This window comes from Clostridium sp. NSJ-145, assembly GCF_021044725.1.
Taxonomy (GTDB): domain Bacteria; phylum Bacillota; class Clostridia; order Clostridiales; family Clostridiaceae; genus Clostridium; species Clostridium disporicum_B.
In genome coordinates this window covers 28,800-51,646 of sequence record NZ_JAJNOS010000013.1, presented here as the reverse complement: position 1 = coordinate 51,646, position 22,847 = coordinate 28,800, and the positions used below count along the sequence as shown (strand labels likewise).

Sequence of the window (22,847 nt, the reverse complement as noted above, 5' to 3'; positions counted from 1 at the left end):
ACACAAATTTTCATAAATATATAAAAAAATTATGGATATAAATATAAAATTCAATTATAATTGTAAGAATTATTTAAAATTAAGTAGTTAAAACTATTGATAATAGAAGTAATATAGAATAGAATATGAATATTAGGGCGAATTGAAGTTGGAATAATTCGGATTTTGAATAAAAAGGAAGGAAAAGGGTTATGGAAAAATTAAGTAGAAACAATAGAGTTGTTGCCATTACGAAGATATTGACAGAGACTCCTAACAAAGTTGTTGGATTAAATAAATTTTCGGAACTTTTAAATGCTGATAAATCTACAATAAGTGAAGATATAGTAATAGTAAGAGAATTATTAGAAAAATTAGAGATGGGTAAAATTGAAACTATTTCAGGAGCAGCAGGTGGAATAAAGTTTATACCAGATATGGGAAGTGCAAGTAAGTTAGAATTTTGCAATGAATTATGTGATTTACTAACAGAAGAAGGCAGAATAGTACCAGGAAATTTTGTTTACTTAACAGATATAATGTATAATCCTCAAATAATTAGTAAAGCAGGTGTAATTTTAGCTTCATATTTTAAAGATATGAATATTGATTATATAGTAACTGTAGAAACTAAAGGTATTCCATTAGCTTATGAAGTTGCTAAATGTTTAGGAATTGAGTTAGTTATAATAAGAAGAGATAACAAAATAACAGAAGGACCAACTGTTACTATAAATTATGTTTCAGGAACAAGCGGAAGAATTCAACAAATGTCCTTAGCTAAAAAGTCAATGAAACCATCAAGCAAATGTGTATTTATAGATGACTTTTTAAGAGGTGGTGGAACTGCTCAAGGGATAAAAGACCTTTTAAAAGAATTTGATTCTGAATTAGTAGGAACAGGTGTGTTAGTTGATAATATAGGTATAAAAAATAAGAGAGCTAGTGAGTACATAGCCCTTATTGAATTAGAATTTGATGAGAATACAGAAGAACTACATGTAAGACCATCAGAATTTATTAAATAATATAAAATCTACAGTTGCTTTTAGATAAATAAGAAATTTTAGTAAAAAAAAGGGTTTTAAAACTTTTTATAGAAATATATCTATTATAAAGCAACTGGAGGTGAAGTGAAGTGACAATCACAGACGTTAGAATCAGAAAAATAGCTACAGAAGGAAAAATGAAAGCTATAGTTTCTGTAACTTTTGATAATGAATTTGTTGTCCATGATATTAAAGTTATCGAAGGACAAAATGGTTTATTCATTGCAATGCCAAGTAGAAAGACACCTGATGGAGAGTTTAAGGATATCGCACATCCTATAAACACTGACACAAGAGAAAAAATGCAATCTTCTATATTAGCGGCTTATGAAGAAGCTATGCAAGAAGATGTCAATGTTGTAAACGAATAATTGCAAAAATAAAAGGAGATGAAACTCCTTTTATTTTTTTGGATAAATTAATGATATATATTCTTTTAGCAAAGGTTGAAATAATTATTCTTATGAAATATAATATATAAGAATACATACGAACGTTTTTGGATAAAATTAAAATTTTGTCCTTGATTTATATAAAAGAGGTGAATTTATGTATAAATGTGCTTTAATCTTAGCAGCTGGGCAAGGGACTAGAATAAAATCAGATTTACCTAAGGTTCTACATAAAGTTTGTGGAAAAGAAATGGTTAATCATGTTATTGATACTTTAAGAAAAGCTGACATTTCAGATATCAATGTAATAATAGGTAAAGGTTCAGAATTAGTTAAGGAAAAGACTTCATCAAGAGAAGTAAGCTACTCGCTTCAAGCAGAGCAACTTGGAACAGGACACGCAGTAAAGTGTGCTGTAGATTTCTTAAAAGATAAGAAGGGAACAGTTGCTATATTCTGTGGAGATGCGCCATTGATTACAGAAGAAACAGTAGTTAGCTTATTTGAAGAACATAATTCAAATAATAATAAAGCAACTCTTTTAACTTCAATTTTAGATGATGCGACAGGTTATGGAAGAATAATCAGAGATGGAAATGAAGTATTAAAGATAGTTGAGCATAAAGATTGTAACGAAGAAGAATTAAAAGTTACAGAGATGAATGCGGGAGTATATTGCTTTGATATAGAAAAATTATTAGAAGCTTTAGATAAGTTATCTAACAATAACTCACAAGGAGAGTATTACTTAACTGATGTTATAGGAATACTTAAATCTCAAGGAGAAAAAGTTGGAGCTGTAGTTATAGATTTTGAAGAAACTTTAGGTGTTAACTCAAGAGCTCAATTAGCTCAGGTTGAAGCTATACTAAGAAAAAGAATAAATGCAAAGCATATGGATAATGGGGTTACGTTAATAGATCCAAATAATACTTATATTGGTGCTGACGTTATTATAGGAAAAGATACAATAGTATATCCAGGTAACGTATTAGAAGGTAATACAGTTATAGGAGAAAGATGCACATTATATCCAAATTCAAGAATTAATAATAGTACTATAGAAAATGAAGTTGAAATTCAATCTTCAGTTATTTTAGATAGTAAGATAGGTGATAATACTACTGTTGGACCATTTGCATATATTCGTCCAGATTCAGTTATAGGTAGTCATGTAAGAATTGGAGATTTCGTTGAAATAAAGAAATCGATAATTGGTAACAATACTAAAGTATCTCACTTAACATATGTTGGAGATGCTGAAGTTGGAGAAAGCTGTAACTTTGGTTGCGGTACGGTTACTGTAAATTATGATGGTAAAAATAAAAATAAAACTATTATAGGAAATAATAGCTTTATTGGATGTAATACAAATTTAATTTCACCAGTTAAAGTTGAGGATAACACTTATATCGCAGCTGGATCAACTATAACAGATGATGTTAAGAGTGGGGAACTTGCAGTAGCAAGAGCAAAACAAAGAAATATTCCAGGATGGGTAGAAAAAAGAGGATTATTAAAGAAATAATTTAAATTAATATATATTTATTTTGTTTATAAACAAACTATGTAAAGCAATTTTAAGGAGGTTCTCATACTTATGATAACGCATGGAAAGAGTATAAAGATATTTACAGGAAATTCTCACCCAGAATTAGCAAAAGAGATTGCTGATTTACTAGGTATTCCACTAGGGCAAGCTAAAGTTTCTACTTTTAGTGATGGAGAAATATCTGTAGATATAAGTGAAACAGTAAGAGGATGTGATGTATTTATAGTACAATCTACAAGCTCTCCTGTTAATAATAACTTAATGGAACTTTTAATAATGATAGATGCATTTAAGAGAGCATCTGCAGGAAGAATTACAGCAGTTATGCCTTATTATGGGTATGCAAGACAAGATAGAAAAGCAAAATCAAGAGATCCAATAACAGCAAAATTAGTTGCTGACATTTTAACTGCAGCCGGAGCAGATAGAGTATTAACTATGGACTTACATGCAGCTCAAATTCAAGGATATTTCAATATTCCAGTTGATCACATGTTAGGTTCACCAATATTAGCTAAGTACTTCGTTAACAAAGGATTTGAAGATCAAGATGACGTAGTTGTTGTATCTCCAGACTTAGGAAGTGTTACAAGAGCTAGAAAGTTTGCAGATAAATTACATGCTCCTATAGCTATAATTGATAAGAGAAGACCAAAGGCTAATGTTTCTGAAATAATGAACATAATCGGAGATGTTGAAGGAAAGAGATGTATCTTAATCGATGATATGATTGATACTGCTGGAACTATAGCAAATGCTGCAAATGCGTTAAAAGACCTAGGCGCAACTCATGTTTATGCTTGTTGTACTCATGGAGTATTATCAGGACCTGCCTTCGAAAGAATAAATGGTTCTGCTATAGAGGAATTAGTTATGTTAAATACTATTCCATTACCAGAAAGAGATGACTTAGAAAAGTTCCAATCAATATCTGTAGCTCCTTTATTTGCAGAAGCAATAAAGAGAATTTACGATGATGAACCAATAAGTAAATTATTCGAGAACTAATAACATAGAGATAAAAAAAGAGGAGTTATTCAAAAATAACTCCTTTTTTTATTAATATTGTGTAACAAATGTAAACTTTATGAGAAAACTATTATTGTTTAAATATTTATAGTATAAAATATTTATAAGGGAAGGTGGAATTGGAATGGATGATAAATTTGGAAAAGTTTTAATTGTAGATGATGATACGCATATAAACGAATTAATAGATATGTATTTAAAAAGTTCAGGATACGAAACAAGACAATGTTTTAATGGAATAGATGCATGTAATATTGTTAATGAACAAAATATTGGATTAGTAATATTAGATATTATGTTACCAGGAAAAGATGGAATGGAAGTTCTTAAATATATAAGAAAGACGTCTAACATACCTGTGATAATGCTTACAGCTAAAGGTGAAGTTTTTGATAAGGTATTAGCCTTAGAGCTTGGAGCAGATGATTATATAGTAAAGCCTTTTGATCCAAAAGAGCTTATGGCTAGAGTTAAGGCTGTTTCAAGAAGATATACTACACCAACAACAAATGATGATTTATTAAAATTTAATGGATTAACTATAGATATTGGTGCATATGAGGTAGTTTATAAAGGGAATAATGTAAAGTTAGCTCCTAAGGAATTAGAATTACTTCACTTTATGGCTAGTAATCCTAATAAGGTATTTACAAGAGAACAACTAATGTATGAAGTATGGGGATATGATTATCCAGGAGATTCAAGAACTGTGGATGTTCACATAAAAAGATTAAGAGAAAAGATAAAAGGCGGAGAAGGTTGGGAAGTTCAAACTGTTTGGGGCGTTGGCTATAAATTTGAGGTGAAGTAAGCTTGAAAAAAAGAAGTATAGTAAGAAAGCTAATAATAACTTTTGCTTCAATAACAGGTGGAGTACTAACTTTAGTTGGACTTATATCAACTGTATGGATTAATGTTAGTTATACAGAACAAAGAATAGAGATTATTGATAAACAAATAGCTATAGTAGAGGAAACAGTAAGAGGGTATTTAAGACAAGAGAATGATTATAATGAAGTAGAGAAAATCTTGACTATGGCAAGTATGGCAAGTAATACTGATGGAATAGTAGTAGATAAATTAGGGTATATTTATATAGTTTCAAATTCTAAGTATGATGATATTAAGTATACAAAAGTTCAAATGCCAGAAAACATTAAATCTAAAATTGATGAAATGAAAAAGTATGGGAAAGCAGTTGTGCTATTAAAAAATGGACAGTTATTAAGTTATGTTAAGCCTATGTATTCTAATGGGGAAATAGAAGGATCTATAATCATGATTCCTAATAGTGCTTATGCAGGTAAAAATATAATGTGGATGATATGGATATCGATAGTAGTTGCAATGATAATTTCAGGTTTGATTATAAATTACTTCGCAAATAGATTAGTAGTTAAGCCTTTAGAAGAAATAAATAATGCCGCTAAAAGGTTAACTCAAGGAAACGTTAATGAAAGAGTTGATGTAAGATCAAATGATGAGATTGGTCAATTAGCGGAATCTTTTAATAGTATGGCTGAATCATTAGAAAAGGTTGATAATACTAGAAAAGAATTTATATCAAATGTGTCTCATGAGCTGAGGTCTCCGATAACTTCTATAAAGGGTTTCGTTGGAGGAATCTTAGATGGTGTTATACCAAAGGATAAGGAAACGTATTACTTTAAAATAGTATATGAAGAGATAAATAGACTTGCTAGATTAGTAAATGATTTATTAGATATATCTGCAATGGAAGCAGGTAAGTTTAATTTACAAAAGATTGATTTTGATATAAATGGAGTTATAAGTCTTTGTATATTAAATCTTGAAGGGAAAATTAAAAGTAAAGGATTAGATGTAAGAGCTGTTTTTGAAGAGAAGAGAAATTATGTAATAGCTGATAGAGATAGAATAATTCAAGTTCTAACAAATCTTCTTGAAAATGCTATAAAATATAGTAATGATAAAGGGCAAATAGAAGTAACTACTTATACAAAAGGAGAAAAGATATATATAAGTATATTTAACTCAGGTGAAAATATATCAAAAGAAGATTTAAATAATATTTGGGATAGATTTTATAAAAGTGATAAATCAAGAACCAATAAAGTAAGTACGGGATTAGGGCTACCTATAGTAAGATTGATTTTATCTCAACATAATGAAGATGTTTGGGTGGAAAATATAGACGGAAAAGGGGTAAAATTTACTTTTTCGTTAAAAAGAGCTGATTAACTAAGATGCATTTGGAGGGGATGCTATGGTCCGTAATAAGGTTCAAAGAGAAAAAATTAAAAATTATGAAGAGAAAGATTATAATATAAGTTTTAAAAAAAAGAGAACTAAATCAAGTATTAGATTTGGAGCTAAGCTTTTTATATATTTAATTATTGCAGCAGGATCAGGAGCAGTTTTTTCAGGAATAATGATGGATATTAAGTATGGAAATGCTATAAAAATTATTGAAGAATTTGCTAATGATGAAATGATTATAACGGATTATACAAAGATTATAAATACTATAAATCCTTCAATTGTTACTATTGAAAATTCATCAGAAGGATTTAATTTGAATAATGAAAATAATACTACTGGGATAATTTTAGATGAAAGTGGAAGTATACTTACAAATTATTCTTTGATAAAAGATTTTTCTAATATAGTTGTTAAGTTATCAGATAATAGCGTTGAACCTATAAATGCAAAATTAATGGTAAAAAATGAAGATATTGATTTAGCTATAATAAAAATAAAAACTGATGAAGAGTTAACGCCTGTGAAATTTGCTAAAAGCGATGAGTTGCTTATAGGACAGGGGGTTGCAGTATTAGGTAAAACTGTAGGTGATAATACTGTGGATACTGTCAGCCCAGGAATAATAACATCTATAGGAGAGAATACAAGATTAGAAGGAAAATCATATCAATTACTTCAAATAAGTGCACCTATAAATAAGAAAAATGCAGGTGGACCTATTTGTAATTCTAAAGGTGAAGTAATAGGTTTAGCAAGTTATAGTTTATCAGAGGCTAATAAAGATAGTGGGTTTTATTATGGAATTCAAATAAGAGATTTGCAGATTGTAATTAATTCTAGTAATGCATTTAAAAGTGTTCTGGGAATTAATGAAGGTGGTATAATAGCAGATAAAAACACTGAGTATAAAGGATTTTATGTTCAGGATTTAGATAAGAATGGAGATGCTTATAAAGCTGGAATTAAACCGACAGATATAATACTAGAAGTAGATAATACTCCAATAATAACTGTAGATGATGCCACTGCTGTACTTCAAAATAAAAAACCTGGAGATGTTCTAAAATGTACGGTTTTAAGAGAAGGAACTATAGAAGAGATAGAGGTAAATATAAATTAAAACTAAGATAATAGATATATGGTCATACATAATTAAAGGCAAATTATTTATAATTTGCCGTTTTTTTATTTGTCATTTAGGTTAAGATGTTTTGTACTTTTTTATATTGAAAATAAAATGTATAATAAAACGTAGCGATAAAATGGTATAATATACAATAGGTCTATATGCTTAGGAGGAAATTATAAGATGTTTTTAATAGTAGGATTAGGAAACCCAGGAAAAGAGTATGAAGGAACTAGACATAATATAGGTTTTGAAGCTGTAGATTATATAGCTGATAAGTATAATATAGAATTAAATAGGATAAAATTTAAAGGTATATTTGGGGAAGGTATGATAAATGGTAAAAAGGTTATCTTACTTAAACCAACAACATATATGAACTTAAGTGGAGAAAGTATAAGAGAAGTAGTTAATTTTTATAAAATATCTAATGAAGAAATAATTGTTATATACGATGACATAAGCTTAGAGGTAGGAAGATTAAGAATTAGAGAAAAAGGAAGTCATGGTGGACATAATGGGATAAAGAGCATAATAGCCAATTTATCAAGCGATGTATTTCCAAGAGTTAAGATAGGTGTAGGAGGTCCAAAGGGAGACCTAGTTTCTCATGTATTAGGAAAGTTTTCAAATAGTGAAATAGAAATCCTAAGAGAATCAATAATGGCAACATCAGAAGCAGTTACAACTATTTTATCAAAAGGTACAAAAGAAGCGATGAATAAATTTAACGGGTTTAAGGCAAGTGCCATAAGTGATTAAGGAAGGTGTATTTTGATGAGATTAGAGGGGATAATGAAGCCCTTAAGAGATAATGAAGAATTTAACCGTTTATTAGGATGTATGAATAAAGGTCAATATCCACTAAGTGCTTATGGATTATCAGAATCTGGAAAAAGCTATTTAATAAATGGTATTTTTGAAAATAGAGAAAACTCTATAGTTATAGTTACACATAGTGATATTGAGGCTAAGAATTTATATGAAGATTTAAGTCTTTACTCAACTGATGTTTACTATTTCCCAGTAAGAGAGGTAGTTTTTTATAACATAGATGCTATTTCGGGTGATTTGAGATGGGCTAGATTAAAAGTTATTAAGGAGATTTTACAAAATAAAGAGAAGAAGATAATTATAACTTCTATTGATGCTTTAACATCTTTATATACACCGAGAGAATATTACTATAATTATAGTATAAATATTGCACAAGGGTCTGAATTAGATTTAAAGGAATTATCTCAAAAGTTAATAGAATGTGGATATGAGAGAGTTGAAGCTGTTGAAGGAAAAGGTGAATTTTCTTATAGAGGAGGGATACTAGATGTATTTCCTCCTACGTCTGTTTATCCTTATAGAGTTGAACTTTTTGGAGATGAGGTAGACTCTATAAGAACGTTTAATACTGAATCTCAACGTAGTATAGAAAAGATAAAGAGTTTTGATATATTCCCTGCTAAAGAGATAATAATAAACTCTCAGGTTCAAGAAAAAGCAAGTGAAAAAATAAGAGAAGAATTAAATACTATATTAGATAACGCTAGTAAAAATGATAATGAGAGAATAGATAAGTTAACTAATATTGTTAGAAAGAACTTAGAATCATTAAAAGAAAGTTATACATTTGAGACTGTAGATAGTTATCTACCTTATTTTTATGATAAACCTGAAAGTTTATTTGATTATTTAGAAGGATATTTATTTATAATAGATGATATAAAGAGATGTAAAGGCAAAATCGACAGTATATATTATGAATTTAGTGAAAATTATACTGCATTTCTTCAAAGGGGAGATATTCTTCCATCTCAAAATAAGTTGTTATTAGATAAAGAAGAGCTTGCTATAAATATAAATAAAGAAGATGTTATTGCTGTAAACACATTTTTAGAAAATACTGATTTGATATCAACATATGAAGATATAGGGTTTAATCAAATGACATTAAGCCATTATCATGGTCAGTTAGATTTATTGATAGATGATATCAAAGATAAAAAAAGTAAGGGCTACAGAACCGTTATATTATCAGGTACAAGGGTAAGAGGTGAAAGGTTAGTTGAGACCTTAAGAGATAGAGAAGTTGAAAGTGTTTATAAAGATGTAATAGAAGATATTAAACCAGGTGAAGTTGTAATTACTTTTGGTAATTTACTTAAAGGATTTGAATATCCAGATTTAAATTTATGCATAATCTCAGATAAAGAAGTATTTGGAGAAGCTAAGAGAAAGCTTACTAAAAAAGTAGCACAAAGAAAAGGTGTTTCAAAAATACGAAGCTTTGCAGAGTTAAAGCCTGGGGATTATGTAGTACATGCTAATCATGGTATTGGTGTATTTAAAGGTATTAAACAAATTGAAGTCGCTGGAAGTACAAGGGATTATTTAGATATAGTTTATGATAAAGGTGATAAACTATATGTTCCAGTAGATCAATTAGATTTAGTTCAGAAGTATATTGGAAGTGAAGGAAAAACTCCAAAGATAAATAAACTTGGAGGAGCTGAGTGGCAAAAGGCTAAAGCTAAAGTAAGAAAATCTATAAATGAAATTGCAGAAGATTTAGTGAAGTTATATGCAGCTAGGTCTACTTTGACTGGTTATAAATATTCTAAAGATACAGAGTGGCAAAGACAGTTTGAAGATGAGTTCCCATATGAAGAAACACCTGACCAATTGACATCATTAGAGGAAATAAAGCATGATATGGAATCAGATAAACCTATGGATAGATTGCTTTGTGGAGACGTTGGATATGGTAAAACAGAAGTAGCTATAAGAGCAGCATTCAAAGCTGTTATGGATGGAAAGCAAGTTGCATTCTTAGTACCTACAACTATCTTAGCTGAACAGCACTATAAAAACTTTATAAAGAGATTTTCAGACTTCCCTGTTAAGATTGATATGATAAGTAGATTTAGAACAGCAAAACAGCAAAAAGCTACTTTACAATCTTTAAAAGAAGGTAATGTTGATATTTTAATAGGAACTCACAGATTAGTATCAAAAGATATAATGTTTAAGGATTTAGGTTTATTAATTATAGATGAAGAGCAAAGATTTGGGGTTGCTCAAAAAGAAAAGATTAAAGGATTAAAGAAAAATGTTGATGTATTAACATTAAGTGCAACGCCAATTCCTAGAACACTACATATGTCATTGACTGGGGTGAGAGATATTTCGGTTATTGAAACACCACCGGAGGAGAGATATCCTATCCAGACATATGTAGTAGAGCAAAATGACCAATTGATAAGAGATGCTATATTAAGAGAAATAAGTAGAGATGGTCAGGTTTATTTTGTTTATAACAGAGTAGGCACTATTCAGGATATGGCTAATTATATTAAAGATTTAGTTCCAGAATGTAAAGTAGGAATAATTCATGGTCAAATGACTGAAAAGGAATTAGAAAAAGAAATGATTGCATTTATGAATAAGGAATATAATGTTCTTGTATGTACAACGATCATAGAAACTGGTATAGATATTCCAAACGTTAATACCATGATAGTTCATGACTCAGATAAGATGGGATTATCCCAACTTTACCAATTAAGAGGAAGAGTAGGTAGATCTAATAGAATTGCTTATGCATACTTTATCTATACTAAAGATAAGGTGCTAACTGAAGTTGCAGAGAAAAGATTGAAAGCCCTAAAAGATTTTACAGAACTTGGATCAGGATTTAAAATTGCAATGAGAGACTTAGAGATAAGAGGTGCTGGTAATATGATGGGATCAGCACAGCATGGACATATGGCTACTATAGGGTATGATTTATATTGTAGAATGCTAGAAGATACAGTAAAACTTATTAAAGGAGAGATTGATAAGGAACCTGTTGAAACAACAGTGGATATAAAGGTTGATGCTTATGTTCCTTCAAGATACATTGAAGATGAAATTCAAAAGATTGAAGTTTATAAAAAGATTGCTGCTATAAGTAATATTGAAGATTATCAATATATTAAAGAGGAACTAGAAGATAGATATTCTAGTATACCAGATGCTGTTTATAATCTTATGGATATAGCTTATATTAAGAGCTTAGCTAAGGAATTGTATATAGAAGAAATAAAAGAAATGCCAAAAGAAATTAGATTTAAATTTGCATCAGATTTTAAAGGATACAACAATATATATAAGATTTTATTAAAACATTATAAAGAAAATGTAGTTATATATTTTGGAGAAAACCCTTCTTTTGCAGTTAAGCTAAACACAATAAAGAAGGAAGAAGCATTAAAATTCTATAGAGAAATGCTATTAAAGGTTATTGAAAATTCATAGAAAAATCAGATGGTAAAGTTTGAATAAAAGGAATATTATTGATATACTAGTATAGATAGCAACTATAATATGTAAAGTGAGGGAAATGATTTGAGAAGAATAAAAAGAATAGTACTTGCTGCAGTCGTTGCAACAATGGCTTTTTCAATGGCAGGATGTAATTTAATACAAAAGACTCCAGAAGCTATACAAAATACTGTTTTAGCTAAAGTTGGAAGCGAAAAAATAACTCTAGGTGATGTTGATACTGAGTTAAAGGCTGATATTGATTATCTAAAGGAACAATATGGTGAAGACTTTGAATCAAATATAGATGATGATCTTAAAGCTAGACTAAAAGAAGTAAGACAACAAGTTTTAGAAGCTTTAGTAGAAGAAAAAGTACTTTATTTAGAAGCTGAAAAGAGAGGTTTAGTACCTACTCAAGAAGAATTAGATAAAGAAGTAGCTGAAAGAACAGCTGAAATACAAGAAGCTTGGGGTGGAGAAGAAGCATTTGCACAAGCTAAAGAGTATTATGGATATACTGATGAAACTTTTAAAGAGTTTTTAGAAAATCAAGTAGTAATTCAAAAGGTTAAAGATGATATGTTTAAAGATATAAACATAACTGATGACCAAATAAATAAATATTATGAAGAACACAAAGATGAATATGTAAATTACGGGCAAGCTGACGCAAGACATTTATTATTCCAAACGGAAGAAGAAGCAAATGCTGCAAGTGAAAAAATAAAGAGTGGAGAAACTACTTTTGATGCTTTATTTACAGAATATGAAGGAAATAAAGCAAAAGCTACAGCTACAGATGCTACTGAAGAAGATCAAGCGTTACCTATAGCTGAAGATTTAGGTACAGTTTCTCATAATCAATCTAATTATGATCCTTTATTCTTAGAAGGATTAAAACCTCTTAAAGAAGGAGAAGTTTCAGAACCTATTAAAGGATATTATGGATATCATATAATAGAGGCTACAAATGTTACAGAAACAACTCCAAAAGAGTTTAATGATGAACTAAAAGAGGAAATAAAAGCTACTTTAGAAAATGAAGAGAAAAATAGTATATATGAAAATGAACTAGCTTCATTAAAGAAAGAATATAAAGTAAAACTTTACGAAAATAGACTTTAATTAAATAAAATATAATTAAAATTCAGAGAATGTTATTATTCTCTGAATTTTTTTATTATAAAAATATATTAAAATAAGCTAACATTAGATTTCTTGCCATAGAATTGAATTAATTCCTCTTTGATTAGATACGGATAAATATTGGGTATATGTGTATAAAATTTCTAATAACTCAAATAATAATATTGCAGTAAGATATTTATAATTATTTAAGGAGGTAACTCAAAGTAATGAAAGCAACAGGAATTGTTAGACGTATTGATGATTTGGGAAGAGTGGTTATACCAAAAGAAATAAGAAGAACTTTAAGAATAAGAGAAGGAGACCCATTGGAAATATTCACCGATAGAGAAGGTGGAGTAATTCTTAAAAAATATTCTCCAATAGGCGAGTTAACTGATTTTTCAAAGGAATATGCCGAAAGCTTACAAGGCTCAATTGGACATATTGTATTAATTGCGGACAAAGATACATTTATATCAGCGAGTGGAGCACCTAAAAAAGATTACTTAGAAAGAAAAATAAGTTCTGAATTAGAAAACGTTATGAATGATAGAAAAGCTGTAATAATTACAGAGCAAAACAAGACAATCCCTCTACATAATGATGAGGATGAAAAGTTATATTCAAATCAAGTTGTAGCACCAATAATTGCTGAAGGAGATGCAATAGGAGCTGTATTAATAATTTCAAAAGAAGAGAATGAAAAATTCACTGATCTTGAATTAAAGCTTGCAGAAACTGCGGCTGCTTTTTTAGGAAAACAAATGGAACAATAAAGTTGATATTAAGCAATCGTAATTGTAAAAAATTAATGTTACAGAATAAATTAGTAATAATACCTCTAAACTTAAAATAATAATTATTATTAGTGATAAAAAACTTTATAAGTTTGGAGGTATTTTATGAAAAAGCAATCTTTGATTAAAGGAAGTATAATTCTAGGAGCTGCTGGAATAATAGCCAAGTTCTTAGGATTATTTTTTAGGTGGCCACTTATATTATTAATAGGTGATGAAGGAATAGGATATTATCAATTATCTTATCCATTATATATGTTTTTTGTAGCTATAGCGTCAGGTGTACCGGTAGCTATGTCTAAGATGATATCAGAAAGAAATGCAGTAGGAGATATAGAAGGTACATACGAAATAGTTAAAGAATCAACTTATTTAATGTTAGTGTTAGGAATAGGTACGTCCTGTGTATTATTTTTCTTTGCAAAACCTATTATTTCTTTTTTGAAATGGGACCCAAAATCTTATTACGCTTTAATAGGAATTTCATTTGCACCTATAGCAGTTTCTATTATGACTATTTTTAGAGGATTTTTTCAGGGATTACAGAACATGACTCCATCTGGAGTATCTCAAATATTAGAACAAGTGGGTAGAGTAATCGTAGGAGTTGGACTAGCCTTTGTGTTATTACCAAGAGGTATAGAGTTTTCTGCAGGAGGAGCAGCATTTGGAGCAGCTGCAGGGGGAACTATAGCATCTATATATCTATACATTAAGTACAGAAAAGTAAAAAAGAGTATGGGTATAAAGAAAATAAGGACAAACACTGATGTATTAAATAAAATACTAAAAATGGCTATTCCTATATCAATAGGAGCTACAGCAGGAACTATAATGAATTTGATAGATGCTGTATTAGTACCACAAAAGCTTATAGAGTCTGGAGTAGCTGATCCTACAGCCTTATATGGACAATTAACAGGAAAAGCAGCAGTTCTTGTTAATATCCCTTTGACACTATCTATGGCATTAGGCACATCTTTGATACCTATAATAGCAGAGAATTATGTGCTTAGAAAAAAGGTAGAATTAGAAAGTAAAACTAATTTAGCTATGAAGCTAGCAGTAGTAATAGCTTTTCCTTGCACAGTAGGATTATTTTGCTTAGCAGGGCCAGTTATGAAGTTGTTATTTTTTAAAGCTTATGATGGTTATGAAATTTTAAAATATCTTTCTTTATCAATACCGTTTATAATTATTACACAAACTACTACATCCATATTGCAAGGTACAAACCATTATATTAGGCCTGTTATAAATCTTTTTATAGGATGTATAGTAAAAGTAATATTAACTATGTTCTTAGTGCCAATTCCACAGATAAATATATTTGGAGCAGTAATAGCTAGTATAGCTTCGTATGTAACAGTTACAATCCTTAATATAGTTGCTTTAAAGACAAAGATAAAAACAAAGTTAGATGTATATGATTCAATTATAAAGCCATTAATGTCATCTTTAATAATGGGAATAATGGTAAGTATAACTTATATTTTTTCTATAGGAAGAACAAATAATAATAGTATTTCTTGCTTATTATCAATATTTGTGGGTATTATTATATATATAATAGCTATTTTAGTTTTTAGAGTTTTTAGTATAAGTGAAATTAAAAATAGGGTAGTTAGAAAATGATTTGTAAGGAGAGTACTATATGATAAAAATAGTAGGGTTAGGGCCTGGTGCACCAGAAGCATTAACTATTGGAGCAGTAAAAACTTTAGAAGAAAGCAATAATTTATATTTTAGAACAGAGAAACATCCTACAGTAGATTATTTAAGAGATAGACTAAAGGGATTTAAAACTTGCGACAATTATTATGAAGAAGGTAATAGTTTTGATGAGGTTTATCAAAATATAGCTAATGATATCATAGAGGAATATAGAAAAACAAAAGAATTAGTTTATGCAGTTCCTGGACATCCGCTAGTAGCTGAGAGATCTGTATTAAACATAATAGATTTATGTGAAAAAAATAATATTGAGTATTCGATATTGCCAGCAGTTAGCTTTGTTGATGCCATGATGGATAGACTAAAAATAGATCCTATAGAAGGGTTAAAGATAATAGATGCTTTTGATATAAAAAATCAAATATTAGATAAAAGAATAGGAACAATAATAACTCAAGTATATAATGGATTAATAGCTTCTGAAGTTAAATTAGAATTATTAGAACATTATAATGATGATACTGAGATAATATATGTAAGAGCGGCAGGAATAGAAGGTCAAGAATCTATAAGAAAGATTCCACTTTACGAATTAGATATGCAGGAAGATATAGATTATTTAACATCAGTATATATTCCTAAAGATTTAAATAATAAGAAGGACTTTTATGACTTTTTAGAAATTATAGAAACTTTAAGAGGAGAAAATGGGTGTCCTTGGGATAGAGAGCAAACGCATGAAAGTATAAAAAATAATCTCTTAGAAGAATGTTATGAAGTTATAGAAGCTATTGATAAAGATGATATAGATTCGTTAATAGAGGAATTAGGAGATATACTTTTACATGTTGTATTCCATGCTACAATAGGAAAAGAGGATGGATATTTCAATATTAATGATATAATAGAAAGTGCTTCTAAGAAAATGATATATAGACATCCTCATGTTTTTAAAGATGAGAATCTAGAAACATCAGAAGAAGTGGTAGCAAACTGGGAAGAACTAAAGAAAAAAGAAAAAGAGTATAATACTATATCAGAAGAAATAGAAGGTATAGCTAAAACTTTACCAGCTTTAATTAAAGCTCATAAAGTTCAAAAGAAAGTGTCTAAAGTTGGATTTGATTTTGAAGACGTAAATGAGGCGGCAACAAAGGTAGAAGAAGAATTAAAAGAAGTTTTAAATGTATATAAATCCAATAATAGGGAAAAGATAATAAATGAGGTTGGAGATTTATTATTTGCCTGTGTTAATGTTTCTAGAATGTTAAGTGTAGATGAAGAGGAAGCACTAAATACTAGCATTAAGAAATTTTCAAAAAGATTTTCTTACATTGAAAAAAATATTTTAGATTCTGGTAAAAACATAGATGATGTATCACTTGATGATATGAATAAACTATGGGAAGAAGCTAAGAAATTTGATTAGCAAAAGATAAGGTATTTTTACAAATATTTAAGCTTTTCATAATAAATATTATAGAGGAATAAGTTGTGTGCTAGATTACATGAAAATGATGTAATAAATATATTTTTATAGTAAAAAAACCATATTTCTATAGACTAGCAAAGAAAGTGGAGATATAATAGGTAAATGTAGTATAGTACATAATATCGTAGTTTACTACGAAACTACAACTGTTTATTTAAGGAGGATGTAATCGTGAATAAAGCAGAATTAATTACTAAAATGGCAGAAAAAAGCCAATTAACTAAGAAAGATGCTGAAACAGCTTTAAAGGCTTTCGTTGAGTCAGTTCAAGAAGCTTTAGAAAATGGTGAAAAAGTTCAATTAGTTGGATTTGGTACTTTTGAAACTAGAGAAAGAGCAGCTAGAGAAGGAAGAAATCCAAGAACTAAAGAAGTTATAAGCATCCCTGCATCTGTAGTTCCAGTATTCAAAGCAGGAAAAGAATTTAAAGAAAAAGTTAACAAGTAGTAGTAGTAGAAACCCGAGATTACTCGGGTTTTTATAATATAAATATATATTTAAAAGGAGAGGTAAGTTATGAGGCTAGATAAATACTTAAAAGTATCTAGAATAATAAAGAGAAGAACGGTAGCTAAAGAAGCTTGTGAAGGTGGAAGAGTTTCTATAAATGGTAAGGTTGCAAAGCCATCTACAGTTGTAAAAGAAGGCGATATAATAGAAATAGCTTTTGCAACTAGAAGCCTTAAGGCAAAGATAGTAAATATTGCTGAACATGTGAGAAAAGAAAATGCTAAAGCAATGTATGAGATATTAGAAGGCGAAGAGGATAAAGAATAAAATAGGATACTTACTCATATATTTTAAACAAGAAGTATATGGGGGAGTAGTTATGGAAAAAAAAGATATAAGCAAAATAGAAGAAAATAAAGGAAATCTGATCTTAGAAAATAGGAAGAAGCTTACACTTTCAGGAGTAGTAGAAGTAATAAGCTTCGATGAAGAAAAGATATTACTAAATACAAAATTAGGGGCGCTAACTATAAAAGGAACTGAATTAAAGATGAATAAATTAGATGTTCAAAATGGAGATGTAACAATAGTTGGAGATGTATGGTCAATGGTGTATAGTGGCAAAGAAATGAAAAAAGAAAAAGAAAGTATAATTGGAAGGCTATTTAAGTAGAGTATTATGCCATTACCAACAAGTGCACAGTTTAATATAATTTTATACTCAATATTAGCTGGTATATTGACAGGAGCTATGTTTGATTTGTATAGAATTATAAGAGGCAGTAAAGTTCCTAAAATAATAATTGCAATTGAAGATATATTATTTTGGATTTTAGCTGCCTTAGTGGTATTTTGTTTCTTGCTTTACACCAATTATGCATTTTTAGGAGCATACGTATATTTATTTATGCTTGCAACATTGTTTATTTATTTAAAGTTAGTTAGCCCAATTTGTTTAAAATTTGAGATTAAGATGTTAAATTTTTTAGGAAAGATGTCAAGAATAGTAGTTAAGAATGTATTATATCCATTTAAAATTATATTTTATAATATTATGGGGAAAAATAATTAGAAGAGAAGCTATAAGTTGTATAAAAATGACTTGAATAAAATATGTAGAGTGTTTAAAATATAAATATAGATTATTAAAAAGAGGGTTCTATATTTATGAGGAAAAAGATAACCTTAAGAAGCATAGTAATTATTATTCTGTTTGTAGTATTTGGATTTAATGTTGTTAAACAAACTATGGCTATAAAAAGAATAAATAATGATATAGCTAAAAAAAGTGAACAACTCAATGAAAAAAAAGAAGAAAACAGAAAATTACAAGCTGAGTTAGAAAGGGTACAATCGAATTACGATTACCTAGAAAAGTTAGCAAGAGAAAGACTTGGACTTATTAAGGAAGGTGAACAAATAATACTTCCTTCAGAGCCTCAAGAGTAAGATGATTAACATATTACTAAAAGGGTTATTATTAATAATGACATATATTTATTAAAAATTTAAGGAGGATTCTTTGTAGCATGACATTAGCGGCAGGAAAAATATTAGAAGGTACAGTGGTTAATATCACAAATTTTGGAGCGTTTGTAGAGATAGAAGGAAAGACTGGATTAGTCCATATCTCAGAGGTTGCAGACTCTTTTGTTAAGGATATAAGAGAACATCTTAATGAACAAGATAAAGTAAAAGTAAAAGTTATTTCAATCGATGATAATGGAAAAATCAGCTTATCTATTAAACAAGCTAATGTTAAGAAGAAATCAGTAAAACCAGCAGAATTCGAATGGGGTACAGAAAAGAAAAAAACTAATACAGCTAATTTCGAAGATATAATGTCTAGATTCTTAAAAGATAGTGAAGAAAGACAACAAGATTATAAGAAAAATCAAGAATTTAAAGGTAGAAGCAAAAAAAGCTTTTAATTAGAGTTATATATAATATATATAGATAATAAAGATTGTGTAAAGGCAGTCTTTATTTTTTTATTTTTAGTTATTTTTTTAATAAATATAGAGTTTGGAGACATAATAAGCCTAATAAATTAACAAAAAAACTACTTTTTTAAATATTAAAAGAATGGCTATATTACTAGGTTTGAGGGTAAAGTTTGATGCTGATTACATCGTAAAATTGATAAAAATTAAAAAAAAATAAAAAATGTGTTGACAGTATAATAATCATAATATATAATTAATTTTGTCGTCAGGCGGCGACAACAAAACGTGCTGAAGTGGCGGAACAGGCAGACGCACAGGACTTAAAATCCTGCGGTAGCGATACCGTACCGGTTCGATTCCGGTCTTCAGCACCAAATAAACTAAATTCAACTTTAATAACGCGGGGTGGAGCAGTTGGCAGCTCGTCGGGCTCATAACCCGAAGGTCGTAGGTTCAAGTCCTGCCCCCGCAACCAACATGGCGGAATAGCTCAGCTGGCTAGAGCACTCGGTTCATACCCGAGGTGTCGTAGGTTCAAGTCCTATTTCCGCTACCAAATACGCTGAAGTGGCGGAACAGGCAGACGCACAGGACTTAAAATCCTGCGGTAGCGATACCGTACCGGTTCGATTCCGGTCTTCAGCACCAAGTTGAATTTAGTTTAACAATAACGCGGGGTGGAGCAGTTGGCAGCTCGTCGGGCTCATAACCCGAAGGTCGTAGGTTCAAGTCCTGCCCCCGCAACCAAACATGGCGGAATAGCTCAGCTGGCTAGAGCACTCGGTTCATACCCGAGGTGTCGTAGGTTCAAGTCCTATTTCCGCTACCAGATACGCTGAAGTGGCGGAACAGGCAGACGCACAGGACTTAAAATCCTGCGGTAGCGATACCGTACCGGTTCGATTCCGGTCTTCAGCACCAAGACTTAAAACTTAGTTTTAAGTCTTTTTTTTATTTCTAAATAATGTTTAAATGATCTCACGAAATGTGAGATTTTTTTATTTAAAAAATATTCTATGAATTTATACAAGAAATTATTACTATAATTAATTTCGAAAAATTTATCTTAAATTAGGTTTTGCGACAAAAAATAGATTTTTAAATTAGGTAGTAAAAAGATTTTATGTAATCTTAACTATAAAACTATATATATAAATAGAAAAAAATATTATCTTGTCTTATGAAAAAAGCTATGTAGGTACATTAACTGACATAATAGTAGATTAATGAAATGTTATAATCAATATACAAATTATGGAAAAGGGTGAGTGTTATGCAATACGAGGTTAAGGTACCTACATATAAAAGAGTAAATAAAAGAAAAATAAATTTGGAAAGCAACTTAGCTACGATGATAGTAGCCTTTGTTATAGGGATTACATTAGGAAGAGTAAACCTTAATTTTGTTGAAGGTTTAACTTTAGCACCTTTTGGAATAGCTTACTTAATATCTACAATAATTAAGAGACAAGAAAGAGAATATTTAACTGCTTTTGTTTCAGTTAGTTTAGGATATTTAAGTACCTATAAGGTTATTGATAATGCATTTATATATTTTATAATAGCTGTATCTATTGTTACATATGGATATGTAATGAATAAGTTAGATAAAAAAATAAGCAAGAAGATATTGTTTTTAATAACAACTACAATTTATGTGGCTTTAGGAACTGTTATTGGAAATCAAGGAATAGGTATAAATTTAGGATTTTCAATTATAGAGGCTATATCAATAATACCATTTTTCTATATTATTAATTATGGTGTAAGTTGTTTATCTGAAATAAAGACAAACTATATATTTTCTGTAGAAGAACTTATAAGTATTGCTATAATACTATGTTTAATAGTTGCAGGAATAGGTGGATTTGAACTTCTAGGTATAAAAATAAGAGATCTTTTAGGATTAATTGCAGTAATTACAATTGCGTATTCTGGTGGGATCTCAGCAGGAACTATACTTGGAGTAACTATGGGAATTATAATAGGAATAACAACAAAAAACTTATTTTTGCCAATAGGCCTCTATAGTATATGTGGATTGATTGTCGGGATATTTAAAGATACTGGTAAAATATTCTCTGCATTAGCATATATAATAGCTTATTTTTTAGTTGTTATGTACTCTGATAGTATAGGACTAGCTAATATCTTTCAAGTGAGTATATCTGCGATTTGGTTACTTTTAATTCCTAATAATTTTATTAAAGATATATTAGCAGAAATAAATAATGAAGAAAAAAGTAAAAATATAAATGAAATACAGATTCAAGGAATAAAGAATGAATTCATGGATAGATTAGATGGGTTCAAAAATATATTAAACACAATATCGGATTCTTTAAATAATTTATCTGAAAATAATAATTTACTTATTAAAAATAAGAGTGTAGCATTGATAGAAAATCTGGCTGATAGAGTGTGTTCTAATTGTGAATTGAATAATAAATGTTGGGGAAGAGAGCTTCATACTACTTTTTCGTGTTTTGGTGAATTAATAGGTAGTTGTGAAAGTGGAAAAATTATAATTCCAAAAGATTTAGATAGAAAGTGTGTTAAGTTAAATACTTTATTAAAAGGAACCGAAAATTTACTTAATAATTATACTGTAAATGAAAATGTGAAAAATAGGCTAGTAGAAGGTAGAAAATTAATTGCTAATCAAATGAATAATATGTCTATAGCAATGGATGATATTATAAGAGATTTTGAAAAAGATGTTACTAATTGTATGGAAGTAGACAAGCTGTTAAGAAAAACATTCGTGAAAAATAATATAAAATATAATGATTTATATAGTTATACTGATAGATGTGGCCATTTAAAAATAAAGGTTAAAAGAGATAATTGTGAAGGATGTAGTTATTGTATAAAGAATGTATTACCGGTAATAAGTGATTTAATAAAGATACCATTATCGTTAACTGATGATGGATGTAGAATTAATCCTAATAATAATGAGTGTACATTTGTAATAGAAGAAACACCAAAATATAATATATTATCTTATGCAGCATTTACACCTAAGGATGGAGAAAAATACTCTGGTGATACTTTTAGCTTTGGAAAAAATAAAAATGGACTATATGTAACTATTCTTAGTGATGGTATGGGATCAGGACCTGAAGCTGGGGCAGAAAGCAACATAACAGTAAATCTAATAGAAAAATTTATGGAACAAGGCTTTGATGAGTCTACATCTATAAATACGATAAATTCTATAATGGGAATGAAGTTTAATGAAGATGAAAAATTTACAACATTAGATATGAATTCTATTGATTTATATACAGGTGATGTTTCTTTTATTAAGGTCGGAGGTGTAGTTAGCTTTATAAAGAGAGGTAAAGAGGTAGAGGTGATAGAAAGTTCTGAGTTACCTTTTGGAATTTTAGATAGTATTGAAATTAAGAAAATAAAGAGAAAGATAAAACATGGAGATATTATAGTTACAATAACTGATGGAATTTTAGATGTTGATAAAAATAATGCTGGAAATTATAAATGGGTTAAAGAGTATTTAGAAAAGAGTACTAATAATCCAGAATATTTATCAAGAGATATTTTGGAAAAAGCAAAGGAGTTAAGTAACGGAAAGATATTTGATGATATGACTGTAGTTGTTTCAAAGGCATACTCAATTTATTAGTAAGAATTAATAATGAATAATTATGGATGGAACTGCTTTGG

General features: G+C 29.2%; 20 protein-coding genes and 7 tRNA genes. All 27 read left to right on the top strand.

Annotated features, from left to right (window positions below; all coding sequences use genetic code 11):
- Nucleotides 1-191 precede the first annotated feature (191 nt).
- Nucleotides 192-1,007 (top strand): pur operon repressor, encoded by an 816-nt coding sequence (gene purR, locus LQE93_RS12330; protein ID WP_231073860.1) that lies wholly within the window; start codon nt 192-194, stop codon nt 1,005-1,007.
- Between the two features lie 110 nt (nt 1,008-1,117).
- Nucleotides 1,118-1,399, top strand: a complete 282-nt coding sequence (gene spoVG, locus LQE93_RS12325; protein WP_055265069.1) for a septation regulator SpoVG — start codon at nt 1,118-1,120, stop codon at nt 1,397-1,399.
- A gap of 178 nt (nt 1,400-1,577) precedes the next feature.
- Nucleotides 1,578-2,948, top strand: a complete 1,371-nt coding sequence (glmU, locus tag LQE93_RS12320; protein WP_186837755.1) for a bifunctional UDP-N-acetylglucosamine diphosphorylase/glucosamine-1-phosphate N-acetyltransferase GlmU — start codon at nt 1,578-1,580, stop codon at nt 2,946-2,948.
- Nucleotides 2,949-3,020: 72 nt separating this feature from the next.
- Entirely contained in the window at nt 3,021-3,980 is a 960-nt protein-coding gene (locus LQE93_RS12315) for a ribose-phosphate diphosphokinase (RefSeq protein WP_186837756.1), read from the top strand.
- 145 nt (nt 3,981-4,125) lie between these two features.
- Nucleotides 4,126-4,812 carry a response regulator transcription factor gene (locus LQE93_RS12310; protein ID WP_055265063.1) on the top strand — a complete coding sequence of 229 codons (687 nt, stop codon included), beginning with the start codon at nt 4,126-4,128 and terminating at the stop codon, nt 4,810-4,812.
- Between the two features lie 2 nt (nt 4,813-4,814).
- Complete coding sequence (locus LQE93_RS12305; RefSeq protein ID WP_055265061.1) at nt 4,815-6,221, top strand: HAMP domain-containing sensor histidine kinase; 1,407 nt, start codon at nt 4,815-4,817, stop codon at nt 6,219-6,221.
- A gap of 25 nt (nt 6,222-6,246) precedes the next feature.
- On the top strand, nt 6,247-7,362 hold the full coding sequence (locus LQE93_RS12300; RefSeq protein ID WP_231073858.1) for a S1C family serine protease: 1,116 nt from the start codon (nt 6,247-6,249) through the stop codon (nt 7,360-7,362).
- Between the two features lie 189 nt (nt 7,363-7,551).
- A complete protein-coding gene (gene pth, locus LQE93_RS12295) occupies nt 7,552-8,130 on the top strand; it encodes an aminoacyl-tRNA hydrolase (protein WP_055265057.1) in 579 nt (192 codons plus the stop codon).
- A gap of 15 nt (nt 8,131-8,145) precedes the next feature.
- Nucleotides 8,146-11,661: a transcription-repair coupling factor gene (gene mfd / locus LQE93_RS12290; protein WP_231073888.1), complete on the top strand. Its 3,516-nt coding sequence runs from the start codon at nt 8,146-8,148 to the stop codon at nt 11,659-11,661.
- A 90-nt stretch (nt 11,662-11,751) separates the two neighbouring features.
- A complete protein-coding gene (locus tag LQE93_RS12285; protein WP_055265053.1) occupies nt 11,752-12,795 on the top strand; it encodes a peptidylprolyl isomerase in 1,044 nt (347 codons plus the stop codon).
- Between the two features lie 230 nt (nt 12,796-13,025).
- Nucleotides 13,026-13,574, top strand: coding sequence for a stage V sporulation protein T (gene spoVT / locus LQE93_RS12280; protein ID WP_055265051.1), 549 nt, complete (start codon nt 13,026-13,028; stop codon nt 13,572-13,574).
- A gap of 126 nt (nt 13,575-13,700) precedes the next feature.
- On the top strand, nt 13,701-15,230 hold the full coding sequence (locus LQE93_RS12275) for a putative polysaccharide biosynthesis protein (RefSeq protein WP_186837761.1): 1,530 nt from the start codon (nt 13,701-13,703) through the stop codon (nt 15,228-15,230).
- A gap of 19 nt (nt 15,231-15,249) precedes the next feature.
- Nucleotides 15,250-16,698, top strand: a complete 1,449-nt coding sequence (gene mazG / locus LQE93_RS12270; RefSeq protein WP_186837762.1) for a nucleoside triphosphate pyrophosphohydrolase — start codon at nt 15,250-15,252, stop codon at nt 16,696-16,698.
- Between the two features lie 234 nt (nt 16,699-16,932).
- Nucleotides 16,933-17,208: an HU family DNA-binding protein gene (locus tag LQE93_RS12265; protein WP_032116936.1), complete on the top strand. Its 276-nt coding sequence runs from the start codon at nt 16,933-16,935 to the stop codon at nt 17,206-17,208.
- 69 nt (nt 17,209-17,277) lie between these two features.
- Nucleotides 17,278-17,538 carry an RNA-binding S4 domain-containing protein gene (locus tag LQE93_RS12260; protein WP_055265045.1) on the top strand — a complete coding sequence of 87 codons (261 nt, stop codon included), beginning with the start codon at nt 17,278-17,280 and terminating at the stop codon, nt 17,536-17,538.
- 52 nt (nt 17,539-17,590) lie between these two features.
- Complete coding sequence (gene yabP, locus LQE93_RS12255; protein WP_055265043.1) at nt 17,591-17,884, top strand: sporulation protein YabP; 294 nt, start codon at nt 17,591-17,593, stop codon at nt 17,882-17,884.
- Between the two features lie 6 nt (nt 17,885-17,890).
- Nucleotides 17,891-18,283 carry a spore cortex biosynthesis protein YabQ gene (gene yabQ, locus LQE93_RS12250; protein WP_055265041.1) on the top strand — a complete coding sequence of 131 codons (393 nt, stop codon included), beginning with the start codon at nt 17,891-17,893 and terminating at the stop codon, nt 18,281-18,283.
- A 95-nt stretch (nt 18,284-18,378) separates the two neighbouring features.
- Nucleotides 18,379-18,660 (top strand): FtsB family cell division protein, encoded by a 282-nt coding sequence (locus LQE93_RS12245; protein WP_055265039.1) that lies wholly within the window; start codon nt 18,379-18,381, stop codon nt 18,658-18,660.
- A gap of 80 nt (nt 18,661-18,740) precedes the next feature.
- Nucleotides 18,741-19,142, top strand: a complete 402-nt coding sequence (locus LQE93_RS12240; RefSeq protein WP_055265037.1) for a S1 domain-containing RNA-binding protein — start codon at nt 18,741-18,743, stop codon at nt 19,140-19,142.
- Between the two features lie 302 nt (nt 19,143-19,444).
- A tRNA-Leu gene (locus LQE93_RS12235) sits at nt 19,445-19,531 on the top strand.
- A gap of 25 nt (nt 19,532-19,556) precedes the next feature.
- Nucleotides 19,557-19,632 (top strand) — tRNA-Met (locus tag LQE93_RS12230).
- A 4-nt stretch (nt 19,633-19,636) separates the two neighbouring features.
- Nucleotides 19,637-19,713 (top strand) — tRNA-Met (locus LQE93_RS12225).
- Nucleotides 19,714-19,718: 5 nt separating this feature from the next.
- Nucleotides 19,719-19,805, top strand: a tRNA-Leu gene (locus LQE93_RS12220).
- A 23-nt stretch (nt 19,806-19,828) separates the two neighbouring features.
- Nucleotides 19,829-19,904: transfer RNA gene (locus tag LQE93_RS12215), tRNA-Met, on the top strand.
- 5 nt (nt 19,905-19,909) lie between these two features.
- A tRNA-Met gene (locus tag LQE93_RS12210) sits at nt 19,910-19,986 on the top strand.
- Nucleotides 19,987-19,991: 5 nt separating this feature from the next.
- A tRNA-Leu gene (locus tag LQE93_RS12205) sits at nt 19,992-20,078 on the top strand.
- Nucleotides 20,079-20,430: 352 nt separating this feature from the next.
- Entirely contained in the window at nt 20,431-22,806 is a 2,376-nt protein-coding gene (gene spoIIE / locus LQE93_RS12200) for a stage II sporulation protein E (RefSeq protein WP_186839704.1), read from the top strand.
- Nucleotides 22,807-22,847: the final 41 nt, after the last annotated feature.

Excerpts from the sequence above, each read along its gene's own strand:
- LQE93_RS12315 (WP_186837756.1), top strand. The coding sequence starts at position 3,021 with ATGATAACGCATGGAAAGAGTATAAAGATATTTACAGGAAATTCTCAC.
- LQE93_RS12245 (WP_055265039.1), top strand. The coding sequence starts at position 18,379 with ATGAGGAAAAAGATAACCTTAAGAAGCATAGTAATTATTATTCTGTTT.
- glmU (WP_186837755.1), top strand. The coding sequence starts at position 1,578 with ATGTATAAATGTGCTTTAATCTTAGCAGCTGGGCAAGGGACTAGAATA.
- spoIIE (WP_186839704.1), top strand. The coding sequence starts at position 20,431 with ATGCAATACGAGGTTAAGGTACCTACATATAAAAGAGTAAATAAAAGA.
- LQE93_RS12275 (WP_186837761.1), top strand. The coding sequence starts at position 13,701 with ATGAAAAAGCAATCTTTGATTAAAGGAAGTATAATTCTAGGAGCTGCT.
- pth (WP_055265057.1), top strand. The coding sequence starts at position 7,552 with ATGTTTTTAATAGTAGGATTAGGAAACCCAGGAAAAGAGTATGAAGGA.
- LQE93_RS12260 (WP_055265045.1), top strand. The coding sequence starts at position 17,278 with ATGAGGCTAGATAAATACTTAAAAGTATCTAGAATAATAAAGAGAAGA.
- LQE93_RS12240 (WP_055265037.1), top strand. The coding sequence starts at position 18,741 with ATGACATTAGCGGCAGGAAAAATATTAGAAGGTACAGTGGTTAATATC.
- spoVT (WP_055265051.1), top strand. The coding sequence starts at position 13,026 with ATGAAAGCAACAGGAATTGTTAGACGTATTGATGATTTGGGAAGAGTG.
- purR (WP_231073860.1), top strand. The coding sequence starts at position 192 with ATGGAAAAATTAAGTAGAAACAATAGAGTTGTTGCCATTACGAAGATA.
- LQE93_RS12310 (WP_055265063.1), top strand. The coding sequence starts at position 4,126 with ATGGATGATAAATTTGGAAAAGTTTTAATTGTAGATGATGATACGCAT.
- yabQ (WP_055265041.1), top strand. The coding sequence starts at position 17,891 with ATGCCATTACCAACAAGTGCACAGTTTAATATAATTTTATACTCAATA.
- LQE93_RS12300 (WP_231073858.1), top strand. The coding sequence starts at position 6,247 with ATGGTCCGTAATAAGGTTCAAAGAGAAAAAATTAAAAATTATGAAGAG.
- yabP (WP_055265043.1), top strand. The coding sequence starts at position 17,591 with ATGGAAAAAAAAGATATAAGCAAAATAGAAGAAAATAAAGGAAATCTG.
- mfd (WP_231073888.1), top strand. The coding sequence starts at position 8,146 with ATGAGATTAGAGGGGATAATGAAGCCCTTAAGAGATAATGAAGAATTT.
- mazG (WP_186837762.1), top strand. The coding sequence starts at position 15,250 with ATGATAAAAATAGTAGGGTTAGGGCCTGGTGCACCAGAAGCATTAACT.